26 protein-coding genes and 1 pseudogene are annotated in these 26,388 nt (G+C 58.7%); 14 read left to right on the forward strand and 13 right to left on the reverse strand.

Annotated elements, in window-relative coordinates; translation table 11 throughout:
• Positions 1 to 117: 117 nt before the first annotated feature.
• Complete coding sequence (locus AGR1_RS19730) at positions 118 to 915, forward strand: DUF535 family protein (RefSeq protein WP_246669685.1); 798 nt, start codon at positions 118 to 120, stop codon at positions 913 to 915.
• A gap of 30 nt (positions 916 to 945) precedes the next feature.
• On the opposite strand, the gene AGR1_RS19735 is transcribed toward AGR1_RS19730, so the two are convergent.
• Positions 946 to 2,466: an MFS transporter gene (locus AGR1_RS19735; protein ID WP_149147931.1), complete on the reverse strand. Its 1,521-nt coding sequence runs from the start codon at positions 2,464 to 2,466 to the stop codon at positions 946 to 948.
• A gap of 130 nt (positions 2,467 to 2,596) precedes the next feature.
• Here AGR1_RS19735 and AGR1_RS19740 point away from each other — a divergent pair, with 130 nt between their 5' ends.
• Positions 2,597 to 3,448 carry a LysR family transcriptional regulator gene (locus tag AGR1_RS19740; RefSeq protein ID WP_187772235.1) on the forward strand — a complete coding sequence of 284 codons (852 nt, stop codon included), beginning with the start codon at positions 2,597 to 2,599 and terminating at the stop codon, positions 3,446 to 3,448.
• A 123-nt stretch (positions 3,449 to 3,571) separates the two neighbouring features.
• On the forward strand, positions 3,572 to 4,354 hold the full coding sequence (locus AGR1_RS19745) for a pyrroline-5-carboxylate reductase (protein WP_149147933.1): 783 nt from the start codon (positions 3,572 to 3,574) through the stop codon (positions 4,352 to 4,354).
• A 55-nt stretch (positions 4,355 to 4,409) separates the two neighbouring features.
• On the opposite strand, the gene AGR1_RS19750 is transcribed toward AGR1_RS19745, so the two are convergent.
• The 6 genes from AGR1_RS19750 to AGR1_RS19775 all read right to left on the reverse strand — a co-directional run bounded on the left by AGR1_RS19750 (position 4,410) and on the right by AGR1_RS19775 (position 10,756).
• Positions 4,410 to 6,008, reverse strand: coding sequence for an MFS transporter (locus AGR1_RS19750; RefSeq protein WP_137411313.1), 1,599 nt, complete (start codon positions 6,006 to 6,008; stop codon positions 4,410 to 4,412).
• Positions 6,005 to 6,445, reverse strand: coding sequence for a DoxX family protein (locus AGR1_RS19755; protein WP_149147934.1), 441 nt, complete (start codon positions 6,443 to 6,445; stop codon positions 6,005 to 6,007). Before AGR1_RS19755 ends, AGR1_RS19750 begins: the two co-directional genes overlap by 4 nt.
• Before the next feature lie 198 nt (positions 6,446 to 6,643).
• On the reverse strand, positions 6,644 to 8,626 hold the full coding sequence (locus AGR1_RS19760; protein WP_149147935.1) for an amidohydrolase: 1,983 nt from the start codon (positions 8,624 to 8,626) through the stop codon (positions 6,644 to 6,646).
• Positions 8,626 to 8,916 carry a XapX domain-containing protein gene (locus AGR1_RS19765; protein ID WP_080794744.1) on the reverse strand — a complete coding sequence of 97 codons (291 nt, stop codon included), beginning with the start codon at positions 8,914 to 8,916 and terminating at the stop codon, positions 8,626 to 8,628. Before AGR1_RS19765 ends, AGR1_RS19760 begins: the two co-directional genes overlap by 1 nt.
• A gap of 73 nt (positions 8,917 to 8,989) precedes the next feature.
• A complete protein-coding gene (locus AGR1_RS19770; RefSeq protein WP_149147936.1) occupies positions 8,990 to 9,682 on the reverse strand; it encodes a hydrolase in 693 nt (230 codons plus the stop codon).
• A 141-nt stretch (positions 9,683 to 9,823) separates the two neighbouring features.
• Positions 9,824 to 10,756: a VOC family protein gene (locus AGR1_RS19775; RefSeq protein WP_080794740.1), complete on the reverse strand. Its 933-nt coding sequence runs from the start codon at positions 10,754 to 10,756 to the stop codon at positions 9,824 to 9,826.
• A gap of 119 nt (positions 10,757 to 10,875) precedes the next feature.
• Here AGR1_RS19775 and AGR1_RS19780 point away from each other — a divergent pair, with 119 nt between their 5' ends.
• Complete coding sequence (locus AGR1_RS19780) at positions 10,876 to 11,775, forward strand: LysR family transcriptional regulator (protein WP_080794738.1); 900 nt, start codon at positions 10,876 to 10,878, stop codon at positions 11,773 to 11,775.
• 182 nt (positions 11,776 to 11,957) lie between these two features.
• On the opposite strand, the gene AGR1_RS19785 is transcribed toward AGR1_RS19780, so the two are convergent.
• Both AGR1_RS19785 and AGR1_RS29905 read right to left on the reverse strand, forming a co-directional pair.
• A complete protein-coding gene (locus AGR1_RS19785; RefSeq protein WP_080794736.1) occupies positions 11,958 to 13,901 on the reverse strand; it encodes a methyl-accepting chemotaxis protein in 1,944 nt (647 codons plus the stop codon).
• 479 nt (positions 13,902 to 14,380) lie between these two features.
• A complete protein-coding gene (locus AGR1_RS29905) occupies positions 14,381 to 14,578 on the reverse strand; it encodes a DUF1338 family protein (protein WP_246669688.1) in 198 nt (65 codons plus the stop codon).
• Between the two features lie 223 nt (positions 14,579 to 14,801).
• Here AGR1_RS29905 and AGR1_RS19800 point away from each other — a divergent pair, with 223 nt between their 5' ends.
• Positions 14,802 to 15,248 (forward strand): MarR family transcriptional regulator, encoded by a 447-nt coding sequence (locus AGR1_RS19800; RefSeq protein WP_080794712.1) that lies wholly within the window; start codon positions 14,802 to 14,804, stop codon positions 15,246 to 15,248.
• On the opposite strand, the gene AGR1_RS19805 is transcribed toward AGR1_RS19800, so the two are convergent.
• Complete coding sequence (locus tag AGR1_RS19805) at positions 15,240 to 15,695, reverse strand: hypothetical protein (protein ID WP_136902978.1); 456 nt, start codon at positions 15,693 to 15,695, stop codon at positions 15,240 to 15,242. The two genes, AGR1_RS19800 and AGR1_RS19805, sit on opposite strands and share 9 nt — an antisense overlap.
• A gap of 601 nt (positions 15,696 to 16,296) precedes the next feature.
• The gene (locus AGR1_RS19810) at positions 16,297 to 16,599 is read right to left on the reverse strand and encodes a hypothetical protein (RefSeq protein WP_077983593.1); all 303 of its coding nucleotides are present in this window, start codon (positions 16,597 to 16,599) and stop codon (positions 16,297 to 16,299) included.
• A gap of 305 nt (positions 16,600 to 16,904) precedes the next feature.
• On the opposite strand from AGR1_RS19810, the gene AGR1_RS19815 reads away from it, so the two are divergent.
• The 9 genes and pseudogenes from AGR1_RS19815 to ggt all read left to right on the forward strand — a co-directional run bounded on the left by AGR1_RS19815 (position 16,905) and on the right by ggt (position 24,953).
• Positions 16,905 to 17,192: a DUF2282 domain-containing protein gene (locus tag AGR1_RS19815; RefSeq protein WP_080794706.1), complete on the forward strand. Its 288-nt coding sequence runs from the start codon at positions 16,905 to 16,907 to the stop codon at positions 17,190 to 17,192.
• A gap of 64 nt (positions 17,193 to 17,256) precedes the next feature.
• Positions 17,257 to 18,138 (forward strand): DUF692 domain-containing protein, encoded by an 882-nt coding sequence (locus AGR1_RS19820; RefSeq protein WP_149147937.1) that lies wholly within the window; start codon positions 17,257 to 17,259, stop codon positions 18,136 to 18,138.
• Positions 18,135 to 18,917, forward strand: a complete 783-nt coding sequence (locus AGR1_RS19825) for a DNA-binding domain-containing protein (RefSeq protein WP_149147938.1) — start codon at positions 18,135 to 18,137, stop codon at positions 18,915 to 18,917. The genes AGR1_RS19820 and AGR1_RS19825 overlap by 4 nt, the downstream gene beginning before the upstream one ends.
• Positions 18,914 to 19,411 (forward strand): DoxX family protein, encoded by a 498-nt coding sequence (locus tag AGR1_RS19830; RefSeq protein ID WP_149147939.1) that lies wholly within the window; start codon positions 18,914 to 18,916, stop codon positions 19,409 to 19,411. The genes AGR1_RS19825 and AGR1_RS19830 overlap by 4 nt, the downstream gene beginning before the upstream one ends.
• A 228-nt stretch (positions 19,412 to 19,639) precedes the next feature.
• Positions 19,640 to 19,930 (forward strand): hypothetical protein, encoded by a 291-nt coding sequence (locus tag AGR1_RS29910; protein ID WP_246669677.1) that lies wholly within the window; start codon positions 19,640 to 19,642, stop codon positions 19,928 to 19,930.
• A 12-nt stretch (positions 19,931 to 19,942) separates the two neighbouring features.
• A pseudogene (locus tag AGR1_RS19835) lies at positions 19,943 to 20,908 on the forward strand (extracellular solute-binding protein); the annotation flags it as partial.
• Between the two features lie 13 nt (positions 20,909 to 20,921).
• Positions 20,922 to 22,010 (forward strand): sugar ABC transporter permease, encoded by a 1,089-nt coding sequence (locus AGR1_RS19840; RefSeq protein WP_149147940.1) that lies wholly within the window; start codon positions 20,922 to 20,924, stop codon positions 22,008 to 22,010.
• On the forward strand, positions 22,007 to 22,888 hold the full coding sequence (locus AGR1_RS19845; protein ID WP_080794694.1) for a carbohydrate ABC transporter permease: 882 nt from the start codon (positions 22,007 to 22,009) through the stop codon (positions 22,886 to 22,888). The genes AGR1_RS19840 and AGR1_RS19845 overlap by 4 nt, the downstream gene beginning before the upstream one ends.
• A 307-nt stretch (positions 22,889 to 23,195) precedes the next feature.
• Positions 23,196 to 24,953, forward strand: a complete 1,758-nt coding sequence (gene ggt / locus AGR1_RS19850; RefSeq protein WP_149147941.1) for a gamma-glutamyltransferase — start codon at positions 23,196 to 23,198, stop codon at positions 24,951 to 24,953.
• Positions 24,954 to 24,959: 6 nt separating this feature from the next.
• On the opposite strand, the gene AGR1_RS19855 is transcribed toward ggt, so the two are convergent.
• Both AGR1_RS19855 and AGR1_RS19860 read right to left on the reverse strand, forming a co-directional pair.
• Entirely contained in the window at positions 24,960 to 25,664 is a 705-nt protein-coding gene (locus AGR1_RS19855) for an anti-sigma factor (RefSeq protein ID WP_149147942.1), read from the reverse strand.
• Positions 25,661 to 26,212, reverse strand: coding sequence for a sigma-70 family RNA polymerase sigma factor (locus AGR1_RS19860; RefSeq protein WP_149147943.1), 552 nt, complete (start codon positions 26,210 to 26,212; stop codon positions 25,661 to 25,663). Before AGR1_RS19860 ends, AGR1_RS19855 begins: the two co-directional genes overlap by 4 nt.
• Positions 26,213 to 26,388: the final 176 nt, after the last annotated feature.

Below are 26,388 nucleotides of genomic sequence, written 5' to 3' on the forward strand. Positions count from 1 at the left end.
ATTCAGGTCACGGATGCTGTCGCCCGGACAGCTTTGGGCAGCGCCCATTTTTTACTGTTCCGGAAAATCATGGGCTTTGCATGGCGCGCCCATTGGAAGAGGGCCGTGCTTTTCTGGATGCGCTTTGCCGCCAATCCTGTCGTTACCCTTCAATGGTGGCGGTTTCTGGCGGATTTTTCCACAAGGGAGAAATTGCCGCCACCCCATGACGAGCTTTTGCAAAAGCCCCTGTCGAAATTTCTGATCAATAAAGTATCGCAGAAAAAGCGGCTGGTTATCCTCACGAGCAATTTCACTTTTGCCGGCCGGCATTTTCCCAGAAACATCATGGCAGGCCTCTGGGCGGGAAAAACCATTGATATGGGCATCGTTCATGGCCGAAGCGGCGACTATCGGTGCACTCTGGCCCTGGCGGACCAGTGTGGTGGCCGACATGAGGGCGCTTTCTCCGTCAGGCTGGCGCGGAACGATGAAGACGCCATTCTTTGGACGGCGACATTTACCTTTCTGCGACAGCGCGAAAGTCCACACCACACGATCGTCGTTGGAGGCATGCAGGGACCGCGCGCCGGGAAAGAGCAAATGGTGTCGGTTACGCGCGACCTTGCGGGACTTCGTCCGAAGGAGGCTGCACTCATGGTTCTGCAAGGCCTCGCCGCCGAGGGTGCACATGACTATTTCGCTGTCGCCCATTCCAGACACCCCATTCGTTACCGGCGCGCCCGACGGCAAAAAATGATGGTTTCGGACATCGATGCTTTCTGGCGGGAACGCTCTGGCGAGCCGGACGAAATATTCGGTTTCAAAGTACCCTTCTCCAGCCTTGAGGGTGGAGATAAGCGCAGCCATATGAAGCTCACTTTTTTCAACCTCGGCAAACGTCTCGCCGAGGCCAGCGTAAACGAAAACGCCTGAGGCTCGTCCCAAATTGCCTGGGACTTCGCGCTAACCATGAGCAGGTTTTCGCGCCGGACCGAAGATCATGAAGCTGATGGCAGCGAGCAGCCACACACTGATGCCGGCATAGAGCATGACCAGCCCGAACCCGTCCGCAAGCGCGCTATGGACAAGTTCTTCCGAAATCCCCTGCGCCGAGGCGCCGGCAGTTCCCGCCGCGATCTTTTCCGCCAGCAACTGCAATTCATGCACATCCGCACCGGAAGGCAGGTTTGCCCAAAGCGAAGCCCGGACGCCCTCGACCAGAATAAAGCCCATGATCGGGATGTTGATGGCGAGCGAAATCATCCGTGCGCTCATGTCGATGCCCGAGGCCATGCCGGAACGGGCGGGAGAAACCGCACCCGTGGTGGTGTTGGTGACCGGCGTATTGGTCAGCCCCAGCCCCATACCGGCGAGGATACAGCCGGGCAGCATGGTGAGCCAGCTCGCATTTTCGATGCCGCTTCCCAATTTCATCAGCAGGAAACCGAGGCCGATGGTGAACAATCCGGCCGGAACGACGAGGCGCGGCTGGTAGCGCAACGACAGGCGCTCCGCCAAAGGCGGCACCACCAGCGCCGGCAGCGTATAGGCAAGCAGGCCGAGGCCGGCGGTGACGCTGTCATAACCGAGGCCCGCCTGAAACCAGATCGGCAGATAGATCATGAATGGCCAGAAGCTGATATTCATCGCCGCAGAGCCGATGATCGCCCCCGTAAAAGGCCTGATGCGGAAGACGGAGAAATCGAACATCGGTCTTGAACTAAACTTTTCAGCAATCACGAAGGCGATGAAGCTTGCGAGCGAAATGCCAAGGATCAGAAGCGCCGCCGGGCTCACAAAACCGAGCACGGGTCCCTGGGTGATGAAAAAGGCAAGGCAAAAAACGGCGACCGAAAGCGTGACCATGCCGGCAAGATCGAGACGCGCCGCCTCTGGATCACGCGATTCCCCAACGCCGCCGGCGGCAAGAAGCCATGTTCCCGCGCCGAGCATGACGTGAACGAGGAAAACCCATTCCCAGCTCCAAAGTGCAACGATGACGCCGCCTACGATTGGGCCGAAGCCCAGCCCCACGCCCGAGATGACGCCCCACCAGCCGAACGCCATGCCGCGGTCGCGTGCCGTGCGGAACTGGTGCGACAGGATGGCGATCTGGCACACCAGCATCGCCCCGCCGCTCAGCCCCTGAAGAAAACGGGCGCCGATCAGCACCGAGACGTTTTCCGTCATTCCGCAGGCCAGAGAGGAGAGTGCAAAAGCGGCGATGCTGGCGATGAAGACACGTTTGCGGCCAAAGCGATCTGCCAGCGCCCCCGTCGCCATCAGCACCATCGTCACGCCGATCGTATAGGCGTTCATGATCCACTGAAGCTGGCGGAAATCCGCATGCAGCACCTGTTCGAGTGTTGGCAGGATCGCCGGAATGCTGGAAATTTCCAGTCCGAACATCAGGGCGGAGAGACAAACGGCAGCAAGCGCCATGGCGCTTCTGCTGTTTGCTGGTGCGGTAACGGCAAGGGTCATTTTTCAGCCTTTCATGGGTCGGTCCGCCACTGGGAAAACCGGTCTGTGGAGGAGGTACGCTAGACAAAGCTTGACCATAACTGAATTGGATGATTGGCTATTTCAGAGACAACAAATTGGAATGATCGATATGAGCACGCTGGATGTTGAGGCCGTCGAGGCCTTCGTTGCCATCGCCGATATGCAGAGCTTCACCCGTGCTGCCGAAGCGCTCGGCACCACTCAGGGCGCCATCAGCGTCAAGCTCAAGCGGCTGGAAGACAGGCTCGGCCAGCGGCTGCTCGAACGCACGCCGCGCTCAGTGCGGCTTTCAGCGCAGGGCGCAGTGTTTCTGGCGCCCGCCCGCGAGTTTCTCGCCGCGCATAATCGGGCGCTGGCGGGTCTTTCCTCGCCGCGCCGCCGCTTCGGCCTTGGCATTGCCGCCCACGTTGCGGGACCGGAGGTTCCGACCCTGCTTGCACGTCTTAACGACCACGACCCCGGCCTTACGATTGAAGTGCGCATGGATCATTCCCGATCCCTGCTGGACGCCTTCGACCGTGGGGAGATCGATGCGGCGATCATCCGGCGCGAGGATGACCGGCGCGACGGCGAGGTGCTCGGACCGGAACATTTCGGCTGGTATGCAACCCCGCAATTCGAATATCGTCAGGGTGAACCGCTGCGGCTGGCGGCGCTCTCACCCGCCTGTGGCGTGCGTGACATCGCCACCCGCGCCCTGGATGCGGCTGCGATTGCGTGGACGGAAGTGTTTCTCGGCGGCACATCGTCGATGGTGACCGCCGCCGTCTCGGCGGGCCTTGCGGTTTCCGCCTTCTCCTGCCGTCTCGCGCCACCCGGCACCGTGGAGGTCAGCCAGCGTTTTGGCCTGCCGCCACTGCCTTCCACGGAAATCATCATGTTCTCGACCCTGACGGACGGCAGATCCCGGGAAGCGTTACGCACACTCGCCGCGGCATTTCGCGAGCACCGCCCGACATAATCACTGTGGTCCCACCGATTGGCGTCGCCTGCTTGTCGACAATTCCCGGCAGAAAATTTAGCATCGGACGAAAAATGAAACGGCCGATGCTTCTCTCGGTCCAATCGCCGCAGCGGAGACCTCATGTCACTTCCCCAGAAAATCGGCTTTATCGGAACCGGCGCCATCACCGACGCGATGGTGCGTGGCCTGCTCGCGAAGCCCGCCGCCGTTCCACATGTCATGGTGTCACAACGCAGTGCCGATATTTCCGCCAGGCTTGCCGCCGATTTCCCGCAGGTGATCGTTTCCGGCGATAATCAGGCAATCGTCGATGGCTGCGATACCGTCATGCTGGCTATCCGGCCGCAGATAGCCGAGGAAGTCATTCGGCCTCTCCGGTTCCGGGACGCGCAGAAAATCATCAGCGTCGTTGCCGCAACCGGCCGCGAGACGCTTCTGGACTGGATCGGCGCGGATGTGCGTCTCGCCCAGGCGATCCCGCTGCCCTTCGTCGCCCGGCGCAAGGGCGTCACCGCCATTTATCCTGCCGATACGGATACGGCTGCTATTTTCAACGTGCTTGGTAATGCGGTGGAATGCGAGACGAAAGCGGAATACGACCTTCTGGCCGCTGGAAGCGCGCTGATGGCCACCTATTTCGGCATCATGCAGACAACGACCGAATGGTTGGCTGAAAACGGCCTGCCAGAAGAAAAGGCCCGTTCCTATATTACTCCCCTCTTCGCCGGTCTCTCCGAGGTGGCGGTATTGGCCGGAAGCAAGACTGATTTTAGCGAGACCAGCCGCGAATTCTCCACCAAAGGCGGCCTCAACGAGCAGGTGCTGCTGGACTTTAACGGTAAGGGAGGTTCAAGGGCGCTGAAAGAAGCATTGAGCCGCGTGCTGGAGCGGATTACGCAATAGCCGGACAGTTGCAACCGCAATAACAAAAAAAGGGGCCTTTCGGCCCCTTTCTGTCTTATGCCTTTCCCGGACGATTGATTGTGAGGAAGTGCCGCACGACAGGCTTTTCCAGCCCGGAATGATAAGCCAGCACCTTGCCCTGCAAATCCGCATCAGCGTGGGAAACCCGCTTGTGCTGGCGCAGATGCTCGGCCCAGGATTCCACCATGAACCATTCAACGATCTTTTGCGGATCGGCGGAGTCTTCCGTCACACCCCAGCCATAGGCGCCATCGCGGCGACGTTCCTGGGAAAGTTCGTCCAGCGCATGCAGGAAAGCCGAGCGGTGATGCTTTTCGACATTATATTCGATCAGGATCAGAACCGGGCCGCGATCATGGGCGACCGGCTCGGCAACGAGCGGTTCAGGCCAATGGTTGGACGGCACCATATCCGCATCGCCCGCAGGCAGTTTCAGGCGGTGCATGACGACGCCCGCAATCAGCAATCCCGCAGCACCAATCAGCAACGCACCGGGAACGCCTGTCGCTTCACCAACAGCGCCCCAGCCAAGGCTACCGACCGTCATCGCGCCATTGAAGACGGTGAGGTAAACGGCAAGGCCACGGCCGCGCACCCAGTTCGGCAGAACCGCCTGGGCGGCACCATTCAGCGTGGTCAGCGCCGTGATCCATGCGCCACCGAGGAAGAGCAGGATGATGATGGCAAGCCACTTTGGCGGTGCGAAGGACAACCCGGCCATGACGAGAGCGGTCGTGACGGCCGCACCCAACAGCAGGGCATCGGCATCGAAACGGCCGCGCAGCTTCGGCATGATCAGCGCGCCGCCGATGGCGCCGGCGCCGACGGCACCGAGCAGGATGCCATAGAAGCTGGCATCGCCGCCGAGCAATTGCCGGGCGACCAGAGGCAACAGCGCCCACACAGCACTGGCGAATGCAAAGAAGATCGCAGCCCGCAGCAGGACGATATGCAGCGGCCGGCTGGCGCGGGTATAACGAAGGCCTGCCCGGAAAGCGCCGAGGAAACCTTCGGCCAGCGCATCATCGGCGTTCTTCACCCGAGGCCACCACAATAGGGCGGCGATGACAATGAAATAGCTGGCAACATCGGCGCCATAGGTAACGGCTGCCCCAAAGGCCGCAAGCAGAATGCCGCCGGCGGCAGGACCGATGGAACGGGCAATGTTGATGCCGAGCGAGTTCAGCGCCACGGCGCTCTTGATATCCTCACGCTTCACCAGTTCCGGCACGATGGCCTGCCACGTCGGCCCCATCAGCGCCGCACCGATACCGCCGAGGAAAGTGAGCCCGATCAGGGCGCTGACGGATAGAAGCCCGGTGTGAGCAAGAACCATGAGAGTAACGCTGACAGAGGCCAGCAGAAGCTGCACCGCGATCAGGAATTTGCGGCGGTCGAGAATATCGGTCAGCACGCCGGCCGGGATTGCCAGGAGAAAGATCGGCAGCGTCCCTGCCGCCTGAACCATGGCAACGGCCGCCGGTGAGGCTGAAAGATCGGTCATCAGCCATGAACTGGCGACATCGCGCATGAAGCTGCCGGTATTGCCAAGCACCGTCGCCGCCCAGAGGACGGCGAAAACCGGTTGCGCAAGGGGAGCAAAGCTGCTCGCGGAGGATTTTGCGGCACTCATTTGCCTGTTCCTTTCGTGAGATCGATTGCGGCGACGACGATGAAGGCGCCGGCAAGGCCGAGATGCTCGAAGAAGGCGTTGGTGGCCATCATGCGGTCCATGCCGGGTGCCATTTCCCAGAAGCGGAGAGCGATGAAGGTGGCCAGAAGCGTGAAACCTGCAAGCGCCAGCGCACCGGCCCAGCGCAGGAGGCCCGACACGACCAGAGCGGAGGCGGTAAGCTCAAACAGGATGACGACGACAGCGAATGCGGCCGCCGGCTGAAGGCCAAAATGGTTCATCTCGGCGATCGCGCCGGGGAAGTCGAAGATCTTGGTCAGCGGCCCCTGAATATAGGCCGAGCAAAGCGCCAGAAGCGCAAGGGTCTTTGTGGCGGGGGCGGCAACGACATTTGCGAGGAAGCCGCGAAGGCGAAGGGTTGAAGATGGCTCGGTCATTTTTGCTCCTGCGATCTGGCCGGTCGGTTCGAGCGGCGCTGCGTTCATGTGATGGAGCGATATTGGCGCAAAGGATTGCCGCCAACAATTGCATCAATAGTTTCGATATAATTGTTATTTTTGCAATATTGAGTTTGCGGTCGATTTTCATGCCAACGGGCGGCGGCATGTGCCGCCCGTTGGGTCTTTAAGATCGGCTCAGACTGCCCAGCAGGAGCAGCCCAACGCGCCGAAGAACCCCTTGAGGTCAGCAATCGGCAGTTTCGACGTCCATGCACCGGCATGGTCATGACCATGAACGCCGCAATCGCTAGCGCAACCGCAAGAGGTGATGGCTGCGCGTCTGAGCGAATTTTTCCCAGCACCCTGCGGCTCTCCCCAGGCGGCATAACCGCCAAAGGTTCGCACAGGCGACCAGTCGGGCATAGCGGGCGGAATATTGCTTTCATCGAGCGTTCTGAAGTCACCGGCGCCATAGACGATCTTGCCGCCGACCATGGTCAATTCGGAGGTAAGGAAGGAGATTTCATCCTCCGCGCAGGAGAAATAGTCCTTGTCCGGCACCACGAGATCGGCGAACTGGCCTTTTTCGATGCGGCCCTTCTTGCCTTCCTCGTTGGAAAACCAGGTGACTTTTTCGGTCCACATGCGCAGCGCCGTCTCGCGGTCGAGGCAGTTGGCGCGCGGATAAAGCTGCATGCCGCCCACCGTCTTGCCCGTCACCATCCAGAACAGCGACACCCATGGATTATAGGAGGCGACGCGCGTTGCATCCGTACCGGCCGAAACGTTCACGCCCTTTTCCAGCATCCGGGCAATAGGCGGTGTGGCTTCCGCCACGCCCTGGCCGTAACGCTCGACGAAATATTCGCCCTGATAGGCCATCCGGTGCTGGGTGGCGATGCCGCCGCCAAGGGCGGCGATACGGTCGATGGAGCGATCGGAGATGGTTTCGGCATGGTCGAAGAACCAGTTCAGGCCTTCGAGCGGGATATCGCGATTGACCTTTTCGAAGACGTCGAGCGCCCGCGAAATCGTCTCGTCATAGGTGGCGTGCAGACGCCAGGGCCAGCGGTTTTCCGCCAGAATCCGGACGACGTCTTCGAGTTCGCCTTCCATTTCCGGCGGCATGTCCGGCCGTGGCTGGCGGAAATCCTCGAAATCGGCAGCGGAAAAGACCAGCATTTCGCCTGCACCATTGTGCCGGAAATAGTCGTTACCCTGCTTGTATTTGACCGATTGCGTCCAGTTGAGGAAGTCCTCCTTTTCCTGTTTCGGCTTCTGGGTGAACAGATTATAGGCCAGCCGAACCGTCATCTGGTTCTCATCCGACAGTTTCTGGATCACTTCGTAGTCGTCAGGATAATTCTGGAAGCCGCCACCGGCATCGATCACGCCGGTCACACCTAGCCGGTTCAGCTCGCGCATGAAATGGCGTGTGGAATTGACCTGATAATCGAGCGGCAGCTTCGGCCCCTTGGCAAGCGTCGAATAGAGAATGCCGGCATTCGGCTTGGCAAGCAGCAGGCCGGTCGGATTACCGTTCGCATCGCGGGTGATCTCGCCCCCGGGCGGGTTCGGCGTATCCTTCGTGTAGCCGACGGCGCGAAGGGCGGCACCGTTCAGCAGCGCCCGGTCGTAAAGATGCAGCAGGAAGACCGGCGTGTCAGGCGCCACCGCATTGATCTCCTCGATGGTCGGCAGGCGCTTTTCAACGAATTGATGCTCGGTGAAACCGCCGACGACACGTACCCATTGTGGAGCTGGAGTAATGGCCACCTGCCGCTTCAGCATGTCCATGGCGTCTGCCAGCGAGCGCACGCCATCCCAGCGCAGTTCCATGTTGAAGTTCAGGCCGCCGCGCACGACGTGGGTGTGGTTGTCGATCAGGCCGGGCAGAACCCGCTTGCCCTTCAGGTCGACGATCTTCGTATCCGGCCCGGCAAGGGCCATGACCTCGGCATCGCTTCCCACCTCCAGGAACAGGCCATCCTTGATGGCCACTGCTGTTGCATTCGGATTGCCGCGGTCGAGCGTCGTGACGCGGCCGTTGTGAAGGATCGTATCTGGATGCATGGAAGAACCTCCGCTCTTGATGGGATCAGCGGCCTTAGCCGGTGAAAACAGATTCGGAAAGGCGAGACTGGATGCCGCGCCGAGGAAAGTGCGTCGTGTCGGCATCAGCTTTTCTCCCGGCTGGTTGGCTGCTGCGTCTGCGCAAGATCAGTCGTTTCAGCACCACCCTTGGGCATATGGCCGAACATATGCGGCTTGATCTGGTTGAACCACGAAACGGCGGCCGGTTCCCTGTCAATGATCGTCCTCGCGAAGGGGATGATCTGTTCTCCGACCAGGATACCCAGCAGGCCGACCAGTGCGATAACGGGAGGCGCGGGGGAGCGCACGTTGAGCAGACTGTAAACGATGCCGACGAGTAGGCCGGCGCCAAGCGACAGAAGATAGACTTTCATGGAAACCTCCTATGGACGGATAAAGCCACGCCGGCCCGGATATCAATCCTGCCGGCGCGTCATGGTTGAAAGCTTATTTCTTGGCCGGGTTCGGGCCGATGCGCTTGCCGTGCTTGACGCGTTCTTCACCGCCATGGACATGGGTGACGGCATAGTCGATACCCATGCCGTAGGCGCCGGAATGTTCCTTTACCAGCGAGGTGACGGCGTCGTAGGTTTCCTTGCGTGCCCAGTCGCGCTGCCATTCAAGCAGCACCTGCTGCCAGGTGACCGGAATGACACCGGCCTGCACCATGCGGTCCATGGCATATTTATGCGCATCGACAGAGGTGCCGCCGGAGGCGTCCGCCACCATGTAGATCTCGTAATCCGCGACATCATGGAGCGCTGAGAGCGCGAAGGTGGTGTTGCAGACTTCCGTCCAAAGGCCGGAGACGACGATCTTCTTGCGGCCGGCCGCCGCATTCTTTGCCAGCGCATCGCGAACATTCTGGTCGTCCCAGGAATTCATCGAGGTGCGCTCGAGAATGTCGTTTTCCGGGAAGACAGCGAGCAGTTCCGGAAAGGTGTTGCCGGAGAAGCTTTCCGTTTCGACCGTGGTAATGGTCGTCGGGATACTGAAAATCTTTGCCGCCTTGGCGAGGCCGACGACATTGTTTTTCAGGGTCTGCCGGTCGATCGACTGCACACCGAAAGCCATCTGCGGCTGCTGGTCGATGAAGATGAGCTGGCTGTTGGCGGGGGTAAGGACTTCGAGCTTGGACATTTTCAGTTCTCCGTTCAGGTGGTTGTTGCCGGTCTGCGGCTATGGAAATTGAGAAGGCTTGGCCAGTCGGCTACCGGCGGGGTAGCCGTCTTGAATGGCGTGGATATGCTTCAGTCAGTCGATGCGGAGCAAAGGCCCGCTTTATGCCGCAAGCGGAGCGAGGTTCGCCTCGATCTGATTGCGGAAAGGTTCGTAGCGGTTCGGCAGCTTGAGCGCTTCGCCCAGATGCGCGGTATCCTCATCGCGATCGAAACCGGGTTCATTGGTGGCGATCTCGAACAGGATGCCGCCCGGCGTGCGGAAATAGATCGCCCAGAAATAATCGCGGTCGATGACGGGGGTGACCTGATAGCCCGTATCCATCAGCGCTTTGCGCACTTCCAGCTGCTTCTCGCGGTTTTCGACCGCGAAGGCGATATGGTGAACAGAACCTGCTCCCGGACGGGCAAAGGGGGTCTTGGGCAGGGCCGCAAGGTCGATCGTATCTGCCCCGTTCCCGCCGGGAATGGCGAAACGTGTCACATTGCCTTCAACTTCAGTCCGATCATAACCCATGAAACGCAGCAGTTCTTCAGTTGCGGCAGTGTCATGCAAATTAAAGCGTGCACCGGTGAAACCGCGTATGGCGTTATCTTCGGAAATTCCCTCGGCCAGCCAGGCGGCACGGGCGTCATCGCCGGTTTCGATCAGTGCAAGGCCATCGCCATCGGGACCGGTGAAGCGCAGGCGATTGGCACCAAAAACCGTGTCGGCCTGAATGCCGACGGCGCCTTTGGCAATGAGACGCTCTTTCCAGAAGCCCAGCGAACCCTTCGGGATGGAAAACTGCGTCTCGCCCACTTCGCCAACACCGGGACGACCGGTCATCATGTTGGCGAAGGGAAAATAGGTCATGACCGTACCCGGTGTTCCCTTTTCGTCACCGTAATAGAGGTGATAGACGCTGGGTTCGTCAAAGTTGACGGTTTTCTTGACCCGGCGCAGGCCGAGCGTATCGGTGAAGAAACTGTTGTTCTGCCGCGCATCCGACGCCATGGAGGTGACGTGGTGCAGGCCCTTGATATCCTTGATCATCGTCGGCGCCTTTCGTCTTTGGTGTGTCCGTTTCGATGGACAAAGATGTAACCCGCTTGATTGCCTCGCGGAATTGCAATATTTCTCTCGAATGAATTGCGATTTTTGAAATAATAGCGATGAACGATTATAAAGCTCTCAAAACCTTCCTGATGGCGGCCGAAAAACGCAACTTCGCGCAGGTCGCCCGCGAACTGGGCATGACAGCTGCCGCCGTCACCCGTGCGATTGCCGCGCTTGAAGATGATCTCGGTGTGCAGTTGTTTGTCCGCACCACCCGTCAGGTGTCGTTGACGACCGACGGCGCCGTCTTTGCCGCACAGATCCAGCCGGCGGTCGAGGCGCTGGAGAACGCCCGGCGCGATGTCCGCAACGCGCATAAAGCCGATGAAGGGCGTCTGAGGATCAGCGCGCCGACATGGCTCGGCAAGACGGTGCTGCCGCCGATCCTGTCGGGTTTTCGGGAACTTTATCCGAAAATGTGCTTCGAGATTTCGCTCTCGGACGGCCTGATCAATATCGTGGATGACGACTACGATCTGGCGATCCGCATTTCGTCGGCCCCATCGGACAAATTCACCATCTGGCGCAAGATCAGGGCCGTGCCGAGAATATTGGTGGCGGCCCCGGGCAGCCGGTTTACGCAGATGCGACATCCGAGCGAACTGACCCCTGACGATTGCCTTGCCTATAGCGGTGAAAGCCGGCGGGAGAACTGGGTCCTGTCGGACGGCGGATCGAGCATCGCCATCTCGGCCGGCCGCGCATTCAGCGCCAATAATGGCGAGGTTCTGGCCGATATGGCGGCGGAAGGTGCCGGTGTGGCCATGCTGCCGGGATTTCACATTGCCGAACATATCCGCAGCGGCCGGCTCGTTCATGTCCTGCCTGAGTGGGCTCCGCCGGAACTCTGGCTGACGCTTTATTATCCGCCCTATCAGACGCTGCCGCCCCGCATCGCGACTTTCTCGAAATTCTTCGAAGAGCAGTTACCCGCGCATATGGTGATGCTGGACTAGGGTCGCACCGCCGTTTTCTCCGGTCGGCACGGCCACAATTCCTGCTCCGCGACGGGCCGGCTGATATTGCCCAAAAGCAGGGTGCCGGTGATCGGAGTCCAAAACCTCCAATCACCGGGGCCAATATTTAGAGCCACGCTTTCAGCGCCTCAGCTGAAGGCGCCGTAAAGACAGGGCAAGGATCAAAACTCCTCCCAGTTGTCGGGGGCGGTATTCAACGCGGCATTGCCTGAAAACGCAGCCCTTATCCTGCCGCCAAGCGCACGCGCGGGAGACGCTGCGGGCCTGTCGGCAACCGACGCCGTGCGCACGGGGGCAGAGGTCTCGCCATAACCGCCTTCGGACAGTTTGAACTGGGCGATCAGCCCGTTGAGCGAAGAGGCCTCGCGTGCAAGCCCGTGGCTGGCGGCAGTGCTTTCCTCCACCATGGCGGCGTTCTTCTGGGTGTCCTGATCCATCTGGTTCACGGCCGTATTGATCTGCTGAAGACCGGAGGATTGCTCCTGCGCCGATTCCGCGATGGCGGCGACGTGCCGGTTGATTTCCTGCACCTCTGTCACGATCAGTTCCAGCGCCTTGCCGGTTTCACCAACCAGCTGCACGCCCTGCTGAACCTGACCATTGGATGTCGTGATCAGGTTCTTGATCTCCTTGGCGGCGCCGGCGGATCGTTGCGCCAATTCGCGAACCTCCTGCGCCACAACGGCAAAACCCTTGCCCGCCTCGCCCGCACGGGCAGCTTCCACGCCCGCATTCAGCGCCAGGAGATTGGTCTGGAAGGCGATCTCGTCGATCACGCCGATGATGTTGGAAATCTCATTGGCGGATGTCGCGATCTGCTCCATTGCGGCGACGGCCTGCTGCACCACCTCTCCAGACTTTTCAGCGCCGACTTTGGCGCGGCCGACGAGGTGACCTGCTTCCTGCGCCCGTTTCGTGGCGTCCTTCACCGTCGTGGTGATCTCTTCCAGCGCAGCCGCAGTCTCTTCAACGGCAGCCGCCTGCTGCTCCGTGCGCTTGGCCAAATCGTCCGCCGCAGACCTGATCTCGTTGGCGCCGGCGTCGATACCGCGGGCGTTCTGCGCCACCTGGCTCAAGGTCGACTGCAACTGTTCCGCAGCCCGGTTGAAATCACCACGTATACCGTCGAGACCGGAGACGAACGGCTGAACGATCCGGTAAGTAACGTCGCCCTGGGCTATTTTCGAAAGGGCCGTGGCAAGATTGTCGACGGCAAACTGTACGTCGGCGGCCTCCCTGGCCTTCTGTTTTTCACGCTCGATCCGGTCCTTTTCCGAAGTCGACCGGTTGGCTTCCGTCTCAGTCTCAAGCCGGAGGCGTTCGATTGCGCTCTCGCGAAACGCCTGAACCGCGGCAGCCATCTGGCCGACTTCATCCCTGCGATCCATCCCGGAAATTTCGCTTGCCGTATCGCCGGCCGCGAGCGATTCCATGCGCGCGCGAAGTCGCGCAATCGGGGTGGTGATGCCCCGGGAGGAAATGAGCAGGCCAAGTGCGATCACGGCCAGCGAAACAAGCGCGAGCGTAATCAGGCCTGTCCAGATCGTCGTATTGGTGCTGGCGGTAAGGCGTTCTCTACCCTCATTCATCACCTGGATGAGCTGCTCATTGCCGGCGCTGATCTTTGGCGAGACTTCGGCAATTTTCCGAAGCACGTTGAGCGCCATCTGCTGCGCTTCGGCGCGTTGCCCTGCCTGCATGAGGGCGATGACCTGATTGCCGATCTCCTCGACTTCGACAACACCCTTGAGGATATCGCGCGCGGCATCGGTGCGCGCCGGCACCAGTTCCATGATCTTGTTCTGACGTTCCTCAAGCTGCTTACGGTCGGCTCTGAAGGTTTTGACAGCGGCTTCGAAATCAGCGCTCGTCGGGTCGTTAAGGCTGGCGCGAAGCATCTGCATGCCGAGCGCATTGAGGTTTCCGCTGGTTCTGGCGTTCAGAACCGCAGCAAGGGCCTCATGGCCGATGAAATCGCTATAGACGTTGTCGGTGCTTTTATATTGCAGGCTGACGTAGCCTATGCCGGAAAGCGACATCAGGCTCATCAGCGCGATGACAAAAACGACCTTTGTTTTTATCTTGGTATTGTTCAGGAAAGACATGAATGGCCTCAAGGCAAGCATTTCTCCAACCGCCCTCGCGGGAGGCCGGGGAATATATAATGAAACATCGCGGGTAGCTGTTGCCCCTCATAGGGCGACAAGCGGACGCCTTTTTCGAGCCGCCGCCGGGCGGGTCGTTCCGGGTCCGCTTGTTCTACCGGCTCCGCCGATGAAACCTTGGAACCTGCGTATTTTAGATTTCACAAAATCACTAAATGAAGTGTTACCCGGGATAGGCAAGTGCTGACAATTCGCCGCGCCGCAGACGGCTCCGAGCATCGAAATCACGATTTATGGAATATCAAATGCCTGGTAGATTGGCCTATTGATCTGCATGTTTTCGGGATTGCCTGATAAGCCAGTCTCTGAACAGCACAACGTTGCGGTTATTCGCCTTTCTCTCCGGATAAACGACGTAATAGGAGTCCTCGGAACGAGTGGCTTCTCCGAAAGGCATATGCAAATCGACATTGGCCTTGTCATGCCAACGAAATGTTTCCAGCACCTCCTTTACGAAACAGTCGGCATCCGAAGACACGGAAAGGATTGCGCTTCAGCGCCTCGTCATTGACGAGTGCCATCGGCGTGCCGTAGGCAGGAACCTCCTCACGGTACATTTCTGACATGGCGCTTGAAAACGCTGCACGGATCTCGCTGGTGGAAACATAATTGGACATGCGGGTGCGGCCCTATTGATCGCTCGGCGACAAGCCGCCGCCAGCCTTCTTGCAACTCGCCATCTTTTTATGGCCGGGACGGCAGATTGGAGTTCGCGGGAACCACAATGACCCCCAAGCCATTTCGGGCCTGTGTTCATAGGGCTTGCTGCGCGCACAGTCCTCCTAAATCGGACCATAATAATGTAGTGTCATACCGTGAATTATTGGAAGGGTTTTACGAATGAGCCTCGCTGGAGATGTCGCGGAAGACGCTGAACTCCCCTCTACTCTCTATGATGGACTTGCCGGCTTTCGGCTTGCCATGCGGCGCTTCCTGTCGCTCAGTGACGCTGCTCTCGCAAAAGCCGACGTCACCTCGCAGCAATACCAGGCCATGCTGGTCATCAAGACCGCACCGGAAGGGAAAATGAGAATACGGGATTTCTCGGAACTGATGCTCATCCAGGCGCATGGGGCGGTGCAATTGGTCGACCGGCTGGCGGCGGCCGGTCTGGTGGAAAGAACACCGTCACAGAGAGACAAAAGGAGCATTCTGATTAGCCTCACCCCAAAGGGCGAACACATTTTACGAACGCTTGCCAGAATACATCTGGAAGGACTTTTGGCCAATCAAGACCTGCTTGTCGAATCCCTTGGGAAACTGCGCGATCTGAACGAACTAACCTAAAGGCTGCGTCACGGCCGCGGACGATATGACCATTGAAGCGATATTCTCCATGGTAATCGCAAACGGGATCAGCCACAGCAATGTCAATACCGTGCCCGACACCCAAAACCATCGACCAAGCTCCAGCTGAGCGGAGCCGATCGATTTTTTGCCAGGCTGAGGCGACCGCGCAAGTCGCCACGCCGCCCCTGCGAAAAACAAAGCGCTGAAAAATCCACCAAATATAATGACGAAAATACTTGTCGCGGTGACGATGCCCGCCAACAGCCTTAACCAGAGTGGCGTTACACTGTCACCAGTCAAGGCAATCATCGTTGCACCGGCAACAATGATTACCGGAGCGATTGGAAGCCACAAGATCAGCCAGCCGTAGGTTTCATCGAGCGCGCGGCCAGCAACCTTGATTGCAGCCAATATCCGAGTTGTTGTTGGCACCGCACGAAACACGACCACATCCTCCTCCGCCGATAGCCGCAAACTATATCACGGAATGATATAAAGCGGCAGACGCGACGCGTCCGAGCTGAACACATTTTGGTCACATTTAGGTGTTGCGCGTCACGCATGTCGGGGTAAAGCGACGAGAACCATGTCGGCCCAACAACAACAACAACGATTGACAAAACTGAAGAGGTACAACCGGCCGCACCGGAGTTCCCAAGCGGATAGATCGCTGATCAATCGGCTGGCGGCCGCGCAATCCTACGAGGCGCAGTCGTAATCCAGCTACTCATCGACGTTTTTATTTTTGCGAGAAGCCCTTCTCATCACCGGCCTGAAGGATGTCAGTCCTTCCCAATGATAAGTCCTGCGACACCCGAATCGGCCGTTTGTCTCTTCGATGCATCAGATAAGTGACGACACATTGATCGCCTCTGGAGCTTACCGACAGCAATCTGCCCGACGTCCCGCGCATGAATGTTTCAGCGGCGGCGGCACAGTCAGTCTGGGCAACGGCTGGCGCACCAACCAAATTCAGCAGGACGCACAAGACCAAAGCCACAGTGAGAGAAACCGAGGAACGCAAAATGTCACACACACCCATCAATCAGTGTGTCCGGCGAAACGCTTGCAGTTCATTCCGGTCGAAGAGGGCTTCACACACTTCCTGAATCATAAATCGTGCGGCGCTCGCGACCGGAGCCGATAGCGTTTCGCCCTGCCTGGCCGCATAGCCAATCCGCAAAAGACCTTCCAGTTCCGTTGAATTATCAATCAGCCCGTCGAATTTTTCGAGAAAATCAGCGGGCAGGGTTCGAACTGCACCGCCCGGCCTTTCAATCAGGCCATGTTGCAAAAGTCGCGTTTCAAGCAACGAAGACAATTTTGCAATCTCACTGACGTCGTTCATCTGTTCCCCCCCGAATGATACAGTCTCCCAACCGGTTTATATCACGGCATGATGTTTTTTCAATGTCGAGTTGCTCGACGAAAACCGGGCTGGAGTAGAGAGAGCGGAAAAATCAAATACTGCGACGGCCGGCGCCGTCTGCAGGCCGCGATGATGTGCGCCGAGCGTTGAGACAAAAATCGTTCGTCACAGATTGCGATCACGCTTTCGTGTTCGCCTCAAGCTGTAACGTCGCGCCCGGAGAGATCGAATACAGCCATACGCGGCCGATGAACGGTCTGCGGACATCCAAGAGGAGATCATTTATGAACCGTTCCACGCTCACCCTCGCTTTGGCAGGCTCACTCGCAAGCGCTGTCGCATCTGTGTCTTTTGCTGCGCCGCTGGCGCCGGAAAAGATGGCCGGAAACGAGAAATGCTACGGCATCGCCCTGAAGGGGCAGAATGATTGCGCTGCCGGCGCCGGCACGACCTGCGCCGGAACCTCCACCATGGATTATCAGGGTAATGCCTGGAAAGCCGTACCCGCCGGCACGTGCACCACGATGAACGTGGATGGCCACAAGGGCATGCTGGAGCCGTCTAAAAGCTGAGCCGCGACACCGGAGGCCCGCTTGCCGGGCCTCCCCCTCATCCGCCAAAACCGGGAGACCAGCAATGACCGTTTCAGCCGACCGCGCCACCGTCCTGCCACCCCGTGCTGGCCTCGGACTCAAGCCGGAACATTACGACACTATTCTCGACGCCAGGCCGGATATCGGTTTTTTCGAAGTTCATGCGGAAAACTACATGGGCGCCGGTGGCCCGCCGCACCGTTATCTTGAAGCCGTTGCAGCGCTCTATCCCCTGTCGTTGCATGGCGTCGGCCTGTCGATCGGTTCGGCCCGTGGCCTCGACACAGGGCATCTGAGACGGCTTCGCGACCTTATCGATCGTTACCGGCCGCAGAGCTTTTCGGAGCATCTGGCTTGGTCGACCCATGACACCGGTTTCCTCAACGATCTTCTGCCCTTGCCCTACACGGCCGAAACCCTGTCGCGTGTCGCCGACCATGTCGATGAGACCCAGCAATGGCTGGGCCGGCAAATGCTGCTTGAAAATCCATCAACCTATGTGCTGTTTTCAGAAAGCACCATCGATGAGGTGGATTTCCTCACCGCCATTGCCAGCCGAACCGGATGCGGCCTGTTGCTCGATGTGAACAATGTCATGGTCTCGGCGGTGAACCATCGCCTCGATCCGGTCGCCTATATCGACCGTTTCCCGGTCGAGCTGGTGGGCGAAATCCACCTTGCCGGTTATGACGAGACCGTCGACAGCGTTGGAGACCGGCTGCTGATCGATGCCCACGGCACCGCCGTCAGATCCGATGTGATGGAGCTATACCGGCACACGCTATCGCGCAGCGGCGCTTTGCCAACCCTGATCGAATGGGACAACGACGTGCCAGACTTTGCGACGCTTCAGGTGGAGGCGGTGCGTGCTGACACCATGTTGAACGAAGCGGCCCTGAAACGCCGCTCCAGCCAGGCGGCATGACCATGCGGTTTTACGAAAGCCAAGGCGCCTTTGCCTCCGCCCTGCTCGATCCGGGCCAACCGCTACCGCCCGGTATCACCACCGCGCGCGGTGCTGCCGATCCCTCGCGTTTCGCCGTCTATCGCAACAACGTCTATGTCGGGCTGACAACGGCGTTGGGGCAACGTTTTCCAGTGACGAAACGGCTGGTTGGCGTTGAGTTCTTTGCCGGAATGGCGCGTGCCTATGCCGCCGACCGCAAACCGGCCTCACCGCTCATCATGCAGTACGGCGACGATTTCCCGGATTTTGTTGCGACTTTTCCGCCGGCATCGTCTCTCGCCTATCTTGCGGATGTGGCGCGGATCGAGGCGGCGTGGAGCACGGCCTATCACGCGGCAGACAGAGCGCCGCTCGAAGTCTCCCAACTCGCCGCCCTTTCACCCGAACACCTTCTCGATAGGGTGCTTATCCCCCATCCCTCGGCCCGGCTTGTGCAATCGCCGTTTCCGGCCGGCAGCATCTGGAACGCCCACCAGGGCGAAACCGTGACACCGCCTGTCGACTGGCGAGCCGAAACGGTGCTTGTCGTACGGCCGGCCATGCAGGTCGAGATCAACGTCCTGCCATCGGCAGATGTTGCTTTCGCGTCGCGTCTCTTTGCCGGCGCAAGCCTTGGCGAAGCGGCTGAGACGGCCTTGGCCGCAACATCTTCGTTTGATTTCGGATCGGCCTTGATTGGCCTGATCGGCCTTGGCGCTTTCAGCGCCGTTGAACACCGTGAAGGGGACCTTCCATGACCACAGAACTTGCCTCCGTACGCAGCCTCGGTGGCGCGCTTGCAGCACTTCATCGCCACGCCGAATGCCTGCTCGCCTCCATTCCACAATCATTGCCGCTTTTGGCGCTGCGGTTTGGCCTGGCAATTCCGTTCTTCAAATCGGGACTGACCAAATGGGACGGATTTCTGACGTTATCAACCGGCGCCAGATATCTGTTCGAACAGGAATTCAGGCTGCATATCTTCGGCAACCTGATCCCCTACCCCATGCCACTGGTCATGGCGGCGGCCTCAGGCATTGCCGAACTCGTTCTGCCCGTGTTGCTGGTTCTTGGCCTTTTCACCCGTTACGCCGCTTTGGGTCTGCTGGCGATGACGGCGGTGATCCAGCTTACCGTTCCGGATGGCTGGGCCAATTTCCACCTGCCCTGGGCTGCCATGGCGCTGACCCTCGTTGTCTATGGCGGCGGCCGGATAGCGCTGGATGCACTTGTCAAATTGCGCCGAAACTGACCGAACGTTGATCGTGGAACACCCCGGCCACCTGAATTCCAGGGCGTGATGCTGGCAACATCGATCTTCGCAAGGCCTGGCCCGGCCCCTTGTTGTTTCTCCTTGATGTTCATGCCTGGAAAGCTTCTTCCTGTCGCGTTCTCGAGACGACGCAATGCCAGAACGCAAATTTTTTGCGGAACAATCTGTGGATGTTGAAGTTACCCTTCATCAGGAGGAGGACTATCCATGATCGCAAAAGCCATTTTAGTGGGGGCAGCAGCAGCCTTGTCGACGCTTTTTTCCACCGTTGCGCTGGCGCAGACCGAGCTGACGATGTGGTATCATGGTGCTGGAAACGTTGAAGAGCGCAAGATCCTGACCGGCATCATCGAGGACTTCAATTCATCCCAGTCAGACTGGAGGGTATCGTTACAAGAGTTCCCTCAAACCGCATATAACGAATCCGTCACCGCCGCTGCGCTTTCCAGCAAGTTGCCTGACATTTTGGATGTCGATGGGCCGAACATGCCGAACTGAGCCTGGTCCGGTTATCTGCAACCTCTAAAGATCGATGAGGCAAAGCTTGCGAACTTCCTGCCCGGCGCCGTGGGTAAGTGGGGAGACAAGCTCTATTCCGTCGGGTTGTGGGATGCAGCCGTAGCTGTATTCGCCCGCAAATCCGTTCTCGATGAAAATGGTATTCGTATTCCAACGCTGGAACAGCCCTGGACCGGCGAAGAGTTCAACGCGGCGCTTGAAAAGCTCGCAGCCACCGGCAAGTTCGAATATGCGCTGGACCTTGGCATGGCCGATAAAACCGAGTGGTACAGCTATGCCTTCAGCCCGTTTCTGGAGAGTTTCGGCGGCAGCTTGATCAACAAGGAAAACAACCAGACCGCCGAGGGCGCGCTTAATGGAGACAACGCCGTCAGGTTCGGAGAATGGTGGCAGTCCCTGTTCGAAAAGAAGCTCGCACCGGGAACCTCGCAATCGCCTGCCGATCACGAAACCGGATTTCTGGAAGGTCGACATGCCTTGCAATGGATGGGCAACTGGGTTGCGGTGAAGGCGCTGGAGAAATACGGCGATGACCTGTTGTTCCTGCCTGCGCCTGATTTCGGGAAAGGCCCGAAGATCGGCGCCGGATCGTGGCAGTTTGGCGTATCGGCCACCAGCAAGCATCCGCAAGGTGCATCCGCCTTCATCGAATTCGCCATACAGGACAAATATCTCGCGCAGTTTTCCGACGCGATCGGTCTTATCCCGGCCACATCTTCGGCTGCCCAGATGACGAAGAACTACAAACAGGGCGGCCCGCTTGAGGTTTTCTTCGAGCTGTCCAAACGTCAGGGGACGTTGCGGCCGGTCACTCCGGCTTACGCCTTCATTTCGCCGGTCTTTTCCAAGGCTGTTTCCGACATTGCCAACGGCGCGGATGTTGCCGATACGCTGGATAACGCAACCGACGAGATAAACAATAATATAGAGCGCAATTCCGGTTACCAACCCAAATAAGGGCAGGTTATCGATGGCGCTCTTTTCTTCAAAGGGGAAACTGACCCGGGACAGCTTCACGGGTTGGTTCATGGCTGCCCCGGCGATGGTGCTGATCGGTCTGTTTCTGATCGCACCCTTTTTGCTGGGGCTCGGTTTTTCCTTCACCAACCAGCGGCTGACATCTCCCAATCCGACCGAGTTTGTCGGCGTTGAAAATTACACCCGGCTGCTGGGTATCGGCGTGCTGACGCTCGAGCCGGAAAAAGAGGCGGACGGCAGCATCAGCCAGGATGCGGATGGCTCCGTCTCCTATCCGAGAATTCGAAATTTCACCCGCAACAATCCTGACTATCCCCATCTGGAAGGGATGCGGGAATATAAGAGCTTCACCTGGGGCGATGATCAAGTCGTCATTCTGGCGCGCGACGTCGTGTTTTTAACAGCGCTCGTCAATACGCTGTCTTTCGTGGCGGTCGTCGCGCCGGTTCAGGCGGCGCTGGCGTTGTTTCTTGCCCTGCTGGTGAACCAGAAGATACCCGGCGTCACGGTTTTTCGCGCGATCTACTTCATGCCGGTGGTGCTGTCGGTTGTAGTGGTGGCGCTGCTCTGGCGGTTTATCTATGCAGCCGACAACGGGCTCTTGAACAGCCTTTTGGGCTACATGAGCTTCGGACTGTTTCAACCTGTCGACTGGCTGGGCAGAACCGATACTGCTTTATGGGCCATTCTGGTGATGTCGGTCTGGCAGGGCGTCGGGTTCCACATGGTCATCTGGCTCTCCGGTCTGCAAACCATCTCTCCGGATCTTTACGAAGCAGCCGACATCGAAGGGGCTAGTCGCTGGCAAAGGTTCCACATGATAACCTGGCCTCTGCTGCGCAACACGGCGGTGTTGATTGTCATCGTCATTACCATGCAGGCTTTTGCGCTTTTTGCGCAGATCGACGTGATGACCAAAGGCGGCCCTCGCGATTCTACACAAAGCATCGTCTATCAAGCGGTTGAGCGAGGATACCGCCAGCAGGACATTGCGGCCGGTTCCGCAATTTCGGTCGTGCTGTTCCTGCTTGTTCTGTGCATTTCGCTGACCCAGCGATACCTCACAAGGGAGAAGCAATGATGCAGGCCGGACAACGCAAAAGCCTTGGCTTTCTCATCGGCAACTATCTACTTTTGCTCGCCTTCGCGGCGATATTCATTTTGCCGCTGTTGTTCATGGGGTTCTCGTCGCTAAAACCGAACGACCAGTTGCTGAATGACGCCACGTCGATACGAGCCTTTCTGCCGGTCGGGGATCTTTCGTTTGAAAACTATACAGCAGCTTTCGCGCGGGCGCCGATTGCGACCTTCATATTCAACTCGGTGCTGGTGACGGGCGTTACCGTGTTTCTCGCCCTGCTGCTTGGCTCGCTTGCGGCCTTCGCCTTCACCTTCTTGAACTGGCGCGGAAAGGATGTTCTCTTCTCGATCATCCTCGCCACGCTCATCATTCCCTTTGAAACCATTGCCGTGCCGTTGCTGCTGGAAGTCAACAGCCTGCCGTGGATTGGCAGCAACGGGTTTACCTGGGGATGGCTCAACTCCTGGCATGTGCAGATCATCCCATGGATCGCAGACGGGCTGACGATTTTCCTTTTCGTGCAATATTTCAAGGATCTCCCGAAGGAGTTGCTGGAGGCGGCGCGCATCGACGGGGCCGGCTGGCTGCGGATCTATGCGCAGGTGGTGATGCCGCTCAGCGGCCCGGTGATCGCAACCGCTGCGATCTTGAAATTTCTCGTCATGTACAGCCAGCAATATCTATGGCCGCTTCTTGTCACTCAATCCGAGACATACAGACCTGTCATGGTCGGGCTGCAATACTTTTTCCAGCTAAACACGCCCTGGGGTGAAGTCATGGCTTATCTGACCATCATTACGCTGCCGGTGCTGATTTTTTATCTCTGCCTGCAGAGACTGTTCATCTCCAGTATCGCAGCGAGCGGTATAAAGGGTTAGCGCCTCATCCTGCACGGGGTGAAGGCCTGACATAAGGCGATAGTGAGAATGAACTGGGACTTGCGGGAGCTTGCTGCATTCCATTAGCGCCGAATATTCTGGCCAACCCGGAGGCTGTTGTGTTTTCTTACGAACTTGAACGCTGAACGGCGCCCGGCAGATCGTCGTTCCAGATTGGCTGATCACACTGCCATTAAAATCGAATGTTTGACCGGGAAGGGCAGTCGCCCGAGAGTTGATCTCAAGCGCCCTGCGAGATTTGCCCTTCTCACATTCATGGTTTGCGCCGCTCTGAAGGATGAGGCCGATGAAAATGAGATTTCTCTGTGAGGCTGTTCTTGCCTTGATGTTTTCCACCGCAATCGCCTCCGCCCAGCAGGCCTCCGACACGGTGGCGCCGGAAAGGGCAACCGGGCTTGCCACCGCCAAACGAGTCGAGTCGAAGAACTTCATGGTCGCCGCAGCCAATCCGCTGGCGACCAAAGCGGGACGCGACGTGATTGCGGCGGGCGGCAACGCCATAGATGCGATGGTGGCGGTGCAGACCGTGCTGGGCCTCGTTGAACCACAGAGCTCCGGTCTCGGCGGCGGCGCCTTCCTCGTTTATTACCACGCAGAAAGCGGCAAGCTGACGACGTTGGATGGCCGGGAGACGGCACCGATGGAAGCCACGCCAAAACTCTTCCTGGATGAAAATGGCCAGCCGCTTAAATTCATGAACGCGGTCATCGGCGGCCGTTCCGTCGGAACGCCGGGAACGGTGCGACTTCTGGAGGAGGCTCATAAACGCTATGGAAAGGTGGAATGGGCGAGCCTGCTGAAACCGGCGGAAACGCTGGCGACCGAGGGCTTTCAGGTGTCGCCTCGCCTTGCTTCTCTGATCGCGTCCGAGGGTGACCGGCTGAAGACATATCCAGAGGCGCGGTCCTATTTCTTTGACACCGCCGGCGCCGCCTTGCAGGCTGGTACTTCGTTGAAGAACCCGTCCTATGCCGAAACGCTTGCAATGATCGCCAAAGGCGGTGCAGATGCGTTTTACAAGGGGCAAATTGCCGAGGCCATCGTCAAAACCGTGCGCGAGGCGGCCGACAATGCCGGCGTGCTGTCGCTTTCCGACCTTGCCAATTATCGCGTCATCGAACGCGAGCCTGTCTGCTTTATCTATCGTGCGCTTGATGTTTGCGGCATGGGGCCGCCATCTTCTGGCGGTATCGCCATTGGCCAGATACTCGGCATGGCGGAGAACTTCGATCTAAGGTCGCTGGGGCCAAAAAATGTCGAAAGCTGGCGCATTATCGGCGATGCGCAGCGTCTTGCCTTCGCCGACCGCGAGCGTTACGTCGCTGACACCGATTTCGTGCCGCTACCGGTCAAGGGCCTGCTCGACAAGGCCTATCTAAGCGAAAGGGCGAGCTTGCTCGACGGCGAAAAGGCCTTGGCCAAAGATGCCGTCAAGGCCGGCGAGCCGGAATGGGACCATGCGCTGCTTTTCGGCCGGGATGCCGCGCTTGAGTTGCCCTCGACGAGCCATTTCGTCATCGTCGACAGGCAAGGCAACGTTGTTTCGATGACGACGACGATCGAAAGCGGTTTCGGCTCGCGTCTGATGACGAACGGCTTCCTGCTCAATAACGAGTTGACGGACTTTTCCTTCAAAACCCACGATGGCGGCCTGCCGATCGCCAACCGAGTCGAGCCCGGCAAACGGCCGCGCTCTTCGATGGCCCCGACTATCGTGATGAAAGATGGAAAACCGCTGCTCGCTATTGGTTCGCCCGGCGGCAGCCAGATCATCGGCTATGTGGCGCAGGCGCTGATCGCCTATATCGACTGGGGCATGCCGGTTGAGGCGATCGTCGCCCAGCCGCATCTCATCAACCGGTTCGGCACCTACGATATCGAGGCAGGCACCGGCGCGGAAGATCTGGTCGGGCCGCTGAAGGCGCTGGGTTACGAGGTGAAACCGGGTGAGATGAATTCCGGTTTGCATGCGATCGAGGTGAGCGCCCAAGGTTTGGCCGGTAGCGCCGATCCAAGACGCGAGGGAGCGGTTCTCGGGGACTGAACACACCTATCGCGGCATTCGAGCAAATCCCTTTGCAAGAATGGGCCCGGTGGGCCTGCCGGTTGGTGAACCACCCGCCTGCTCGAGGGTGATTTCGTAGAGCTGATCGCTTCTGGGAGCCGGCAGCGCCGGCCCTTCTAGCTTTGCTGAACGCACACCTTCGATCAATCCGAGAGAAACGGGACCGACCTCCTTCGAAGGTAAGGTCCACAGCTGAATCGTCTTGTCGCGCGGCACTGCAAAATCAGCCAGCATCCGCACGGTTGCCTTCTCGTTTCCAAAATCCTCGACAACAGCCTTAACCTGACCGTTCTCATCAAGGAGCACGGCGATCACGAGCGGATCGGTCGGGCGGGTAAGGCTGAAGGCCAGACCCGTGGCCAGGAGGAGACTAGCGGCAATGGCAGAGAGGGCAATGCCACGCCAGCTGTTAGACCTATTGTCGTTTGCTGTCTTGGGCGACGTACCGTATGCAGCACCGGTCTGCGGCAACAGGCGGGTTTCAATTTTTTCCCACAGGTCGTCTTTGATCGCGACAGGTTCAACAGTGGTATCAAGGGGAAGAAAACGCTCGCGGCTCCTCGAAACTGCCGCCCGCAGAGCAGCATCATGTACGAGTGCAGCTTCAATAGCCTCGGCCTCGAGGGCGTCCAGCAATCCCAGAACGTAGTCGTCGGCAAGATCGGGAATGTCTTTGCGATCAAATTTCATGCCATGCACTCCCGCAGAGCGATGAGCCCTCGCCTGATCCAGGATTTTGTTGTTCCCAGGGGAATTTGAAGCCTGCCGGCGATTTCCCCATGGGAGTACCCCGCGACATAGGCCATCAGGATTCCCTGGCGTTTCGTCTCATCGAGACTTCCGAGACACTCATAGAGCCGCGAGTTCCGGTCGAGTTTCTGCCAGACTGCAACCACCTCCGTTGCTTCTTCACCATCGCGAAGCATCTCGACGTCCTCAACGATGAGCTCGCGTCTCGTATCACGGACAAGATTGAGTGCCCGGTTGCGAACGATCGCGTAAATCCATCCTCGTGCCGATCCCTGGTCGGCACGGTATTGATGAGCATGTGTCCAGATTCGCACAAAGCTCTCCTGAACGACCTCCTCGGCCAGTTCGCGCCGCTTGACAATGCGTTGGGCGACCGCGACCAGACGGCCGGCCTCGCGATCGAAAATCAAGCGCAAGGCGCTTTTGTCGCCTTTCGCGCAGGCTGCAAGCGCCATGTCGAGATCGTTCGGCACAGGGCCCGTCTGCATTTTAATCCTTTCCACTCGTGATCGAAAGCACCGTCAACTGTGCATAATACCCATCAGACAGTTTAATGGATGCACTTTAAAAATAATTTTTCCTGTCTGCATCCAAATGCGTTGCCCCCCGTGTCCTAGAGACGGAAGCGTTCAAACGACGCCTTCCGAATGGCTCAATTCACGGG

This window comes from Agrobacterium sp. B1(2019), assembly GCF_008274755.1.
GTDB classification, from domain to species: Bacteria; Pseudomonadota; Alphaproteobacteria; order Rhizobiales; family Rhizobiaceae; genus Agrobacterium; species Agrobacterium salinitolerans.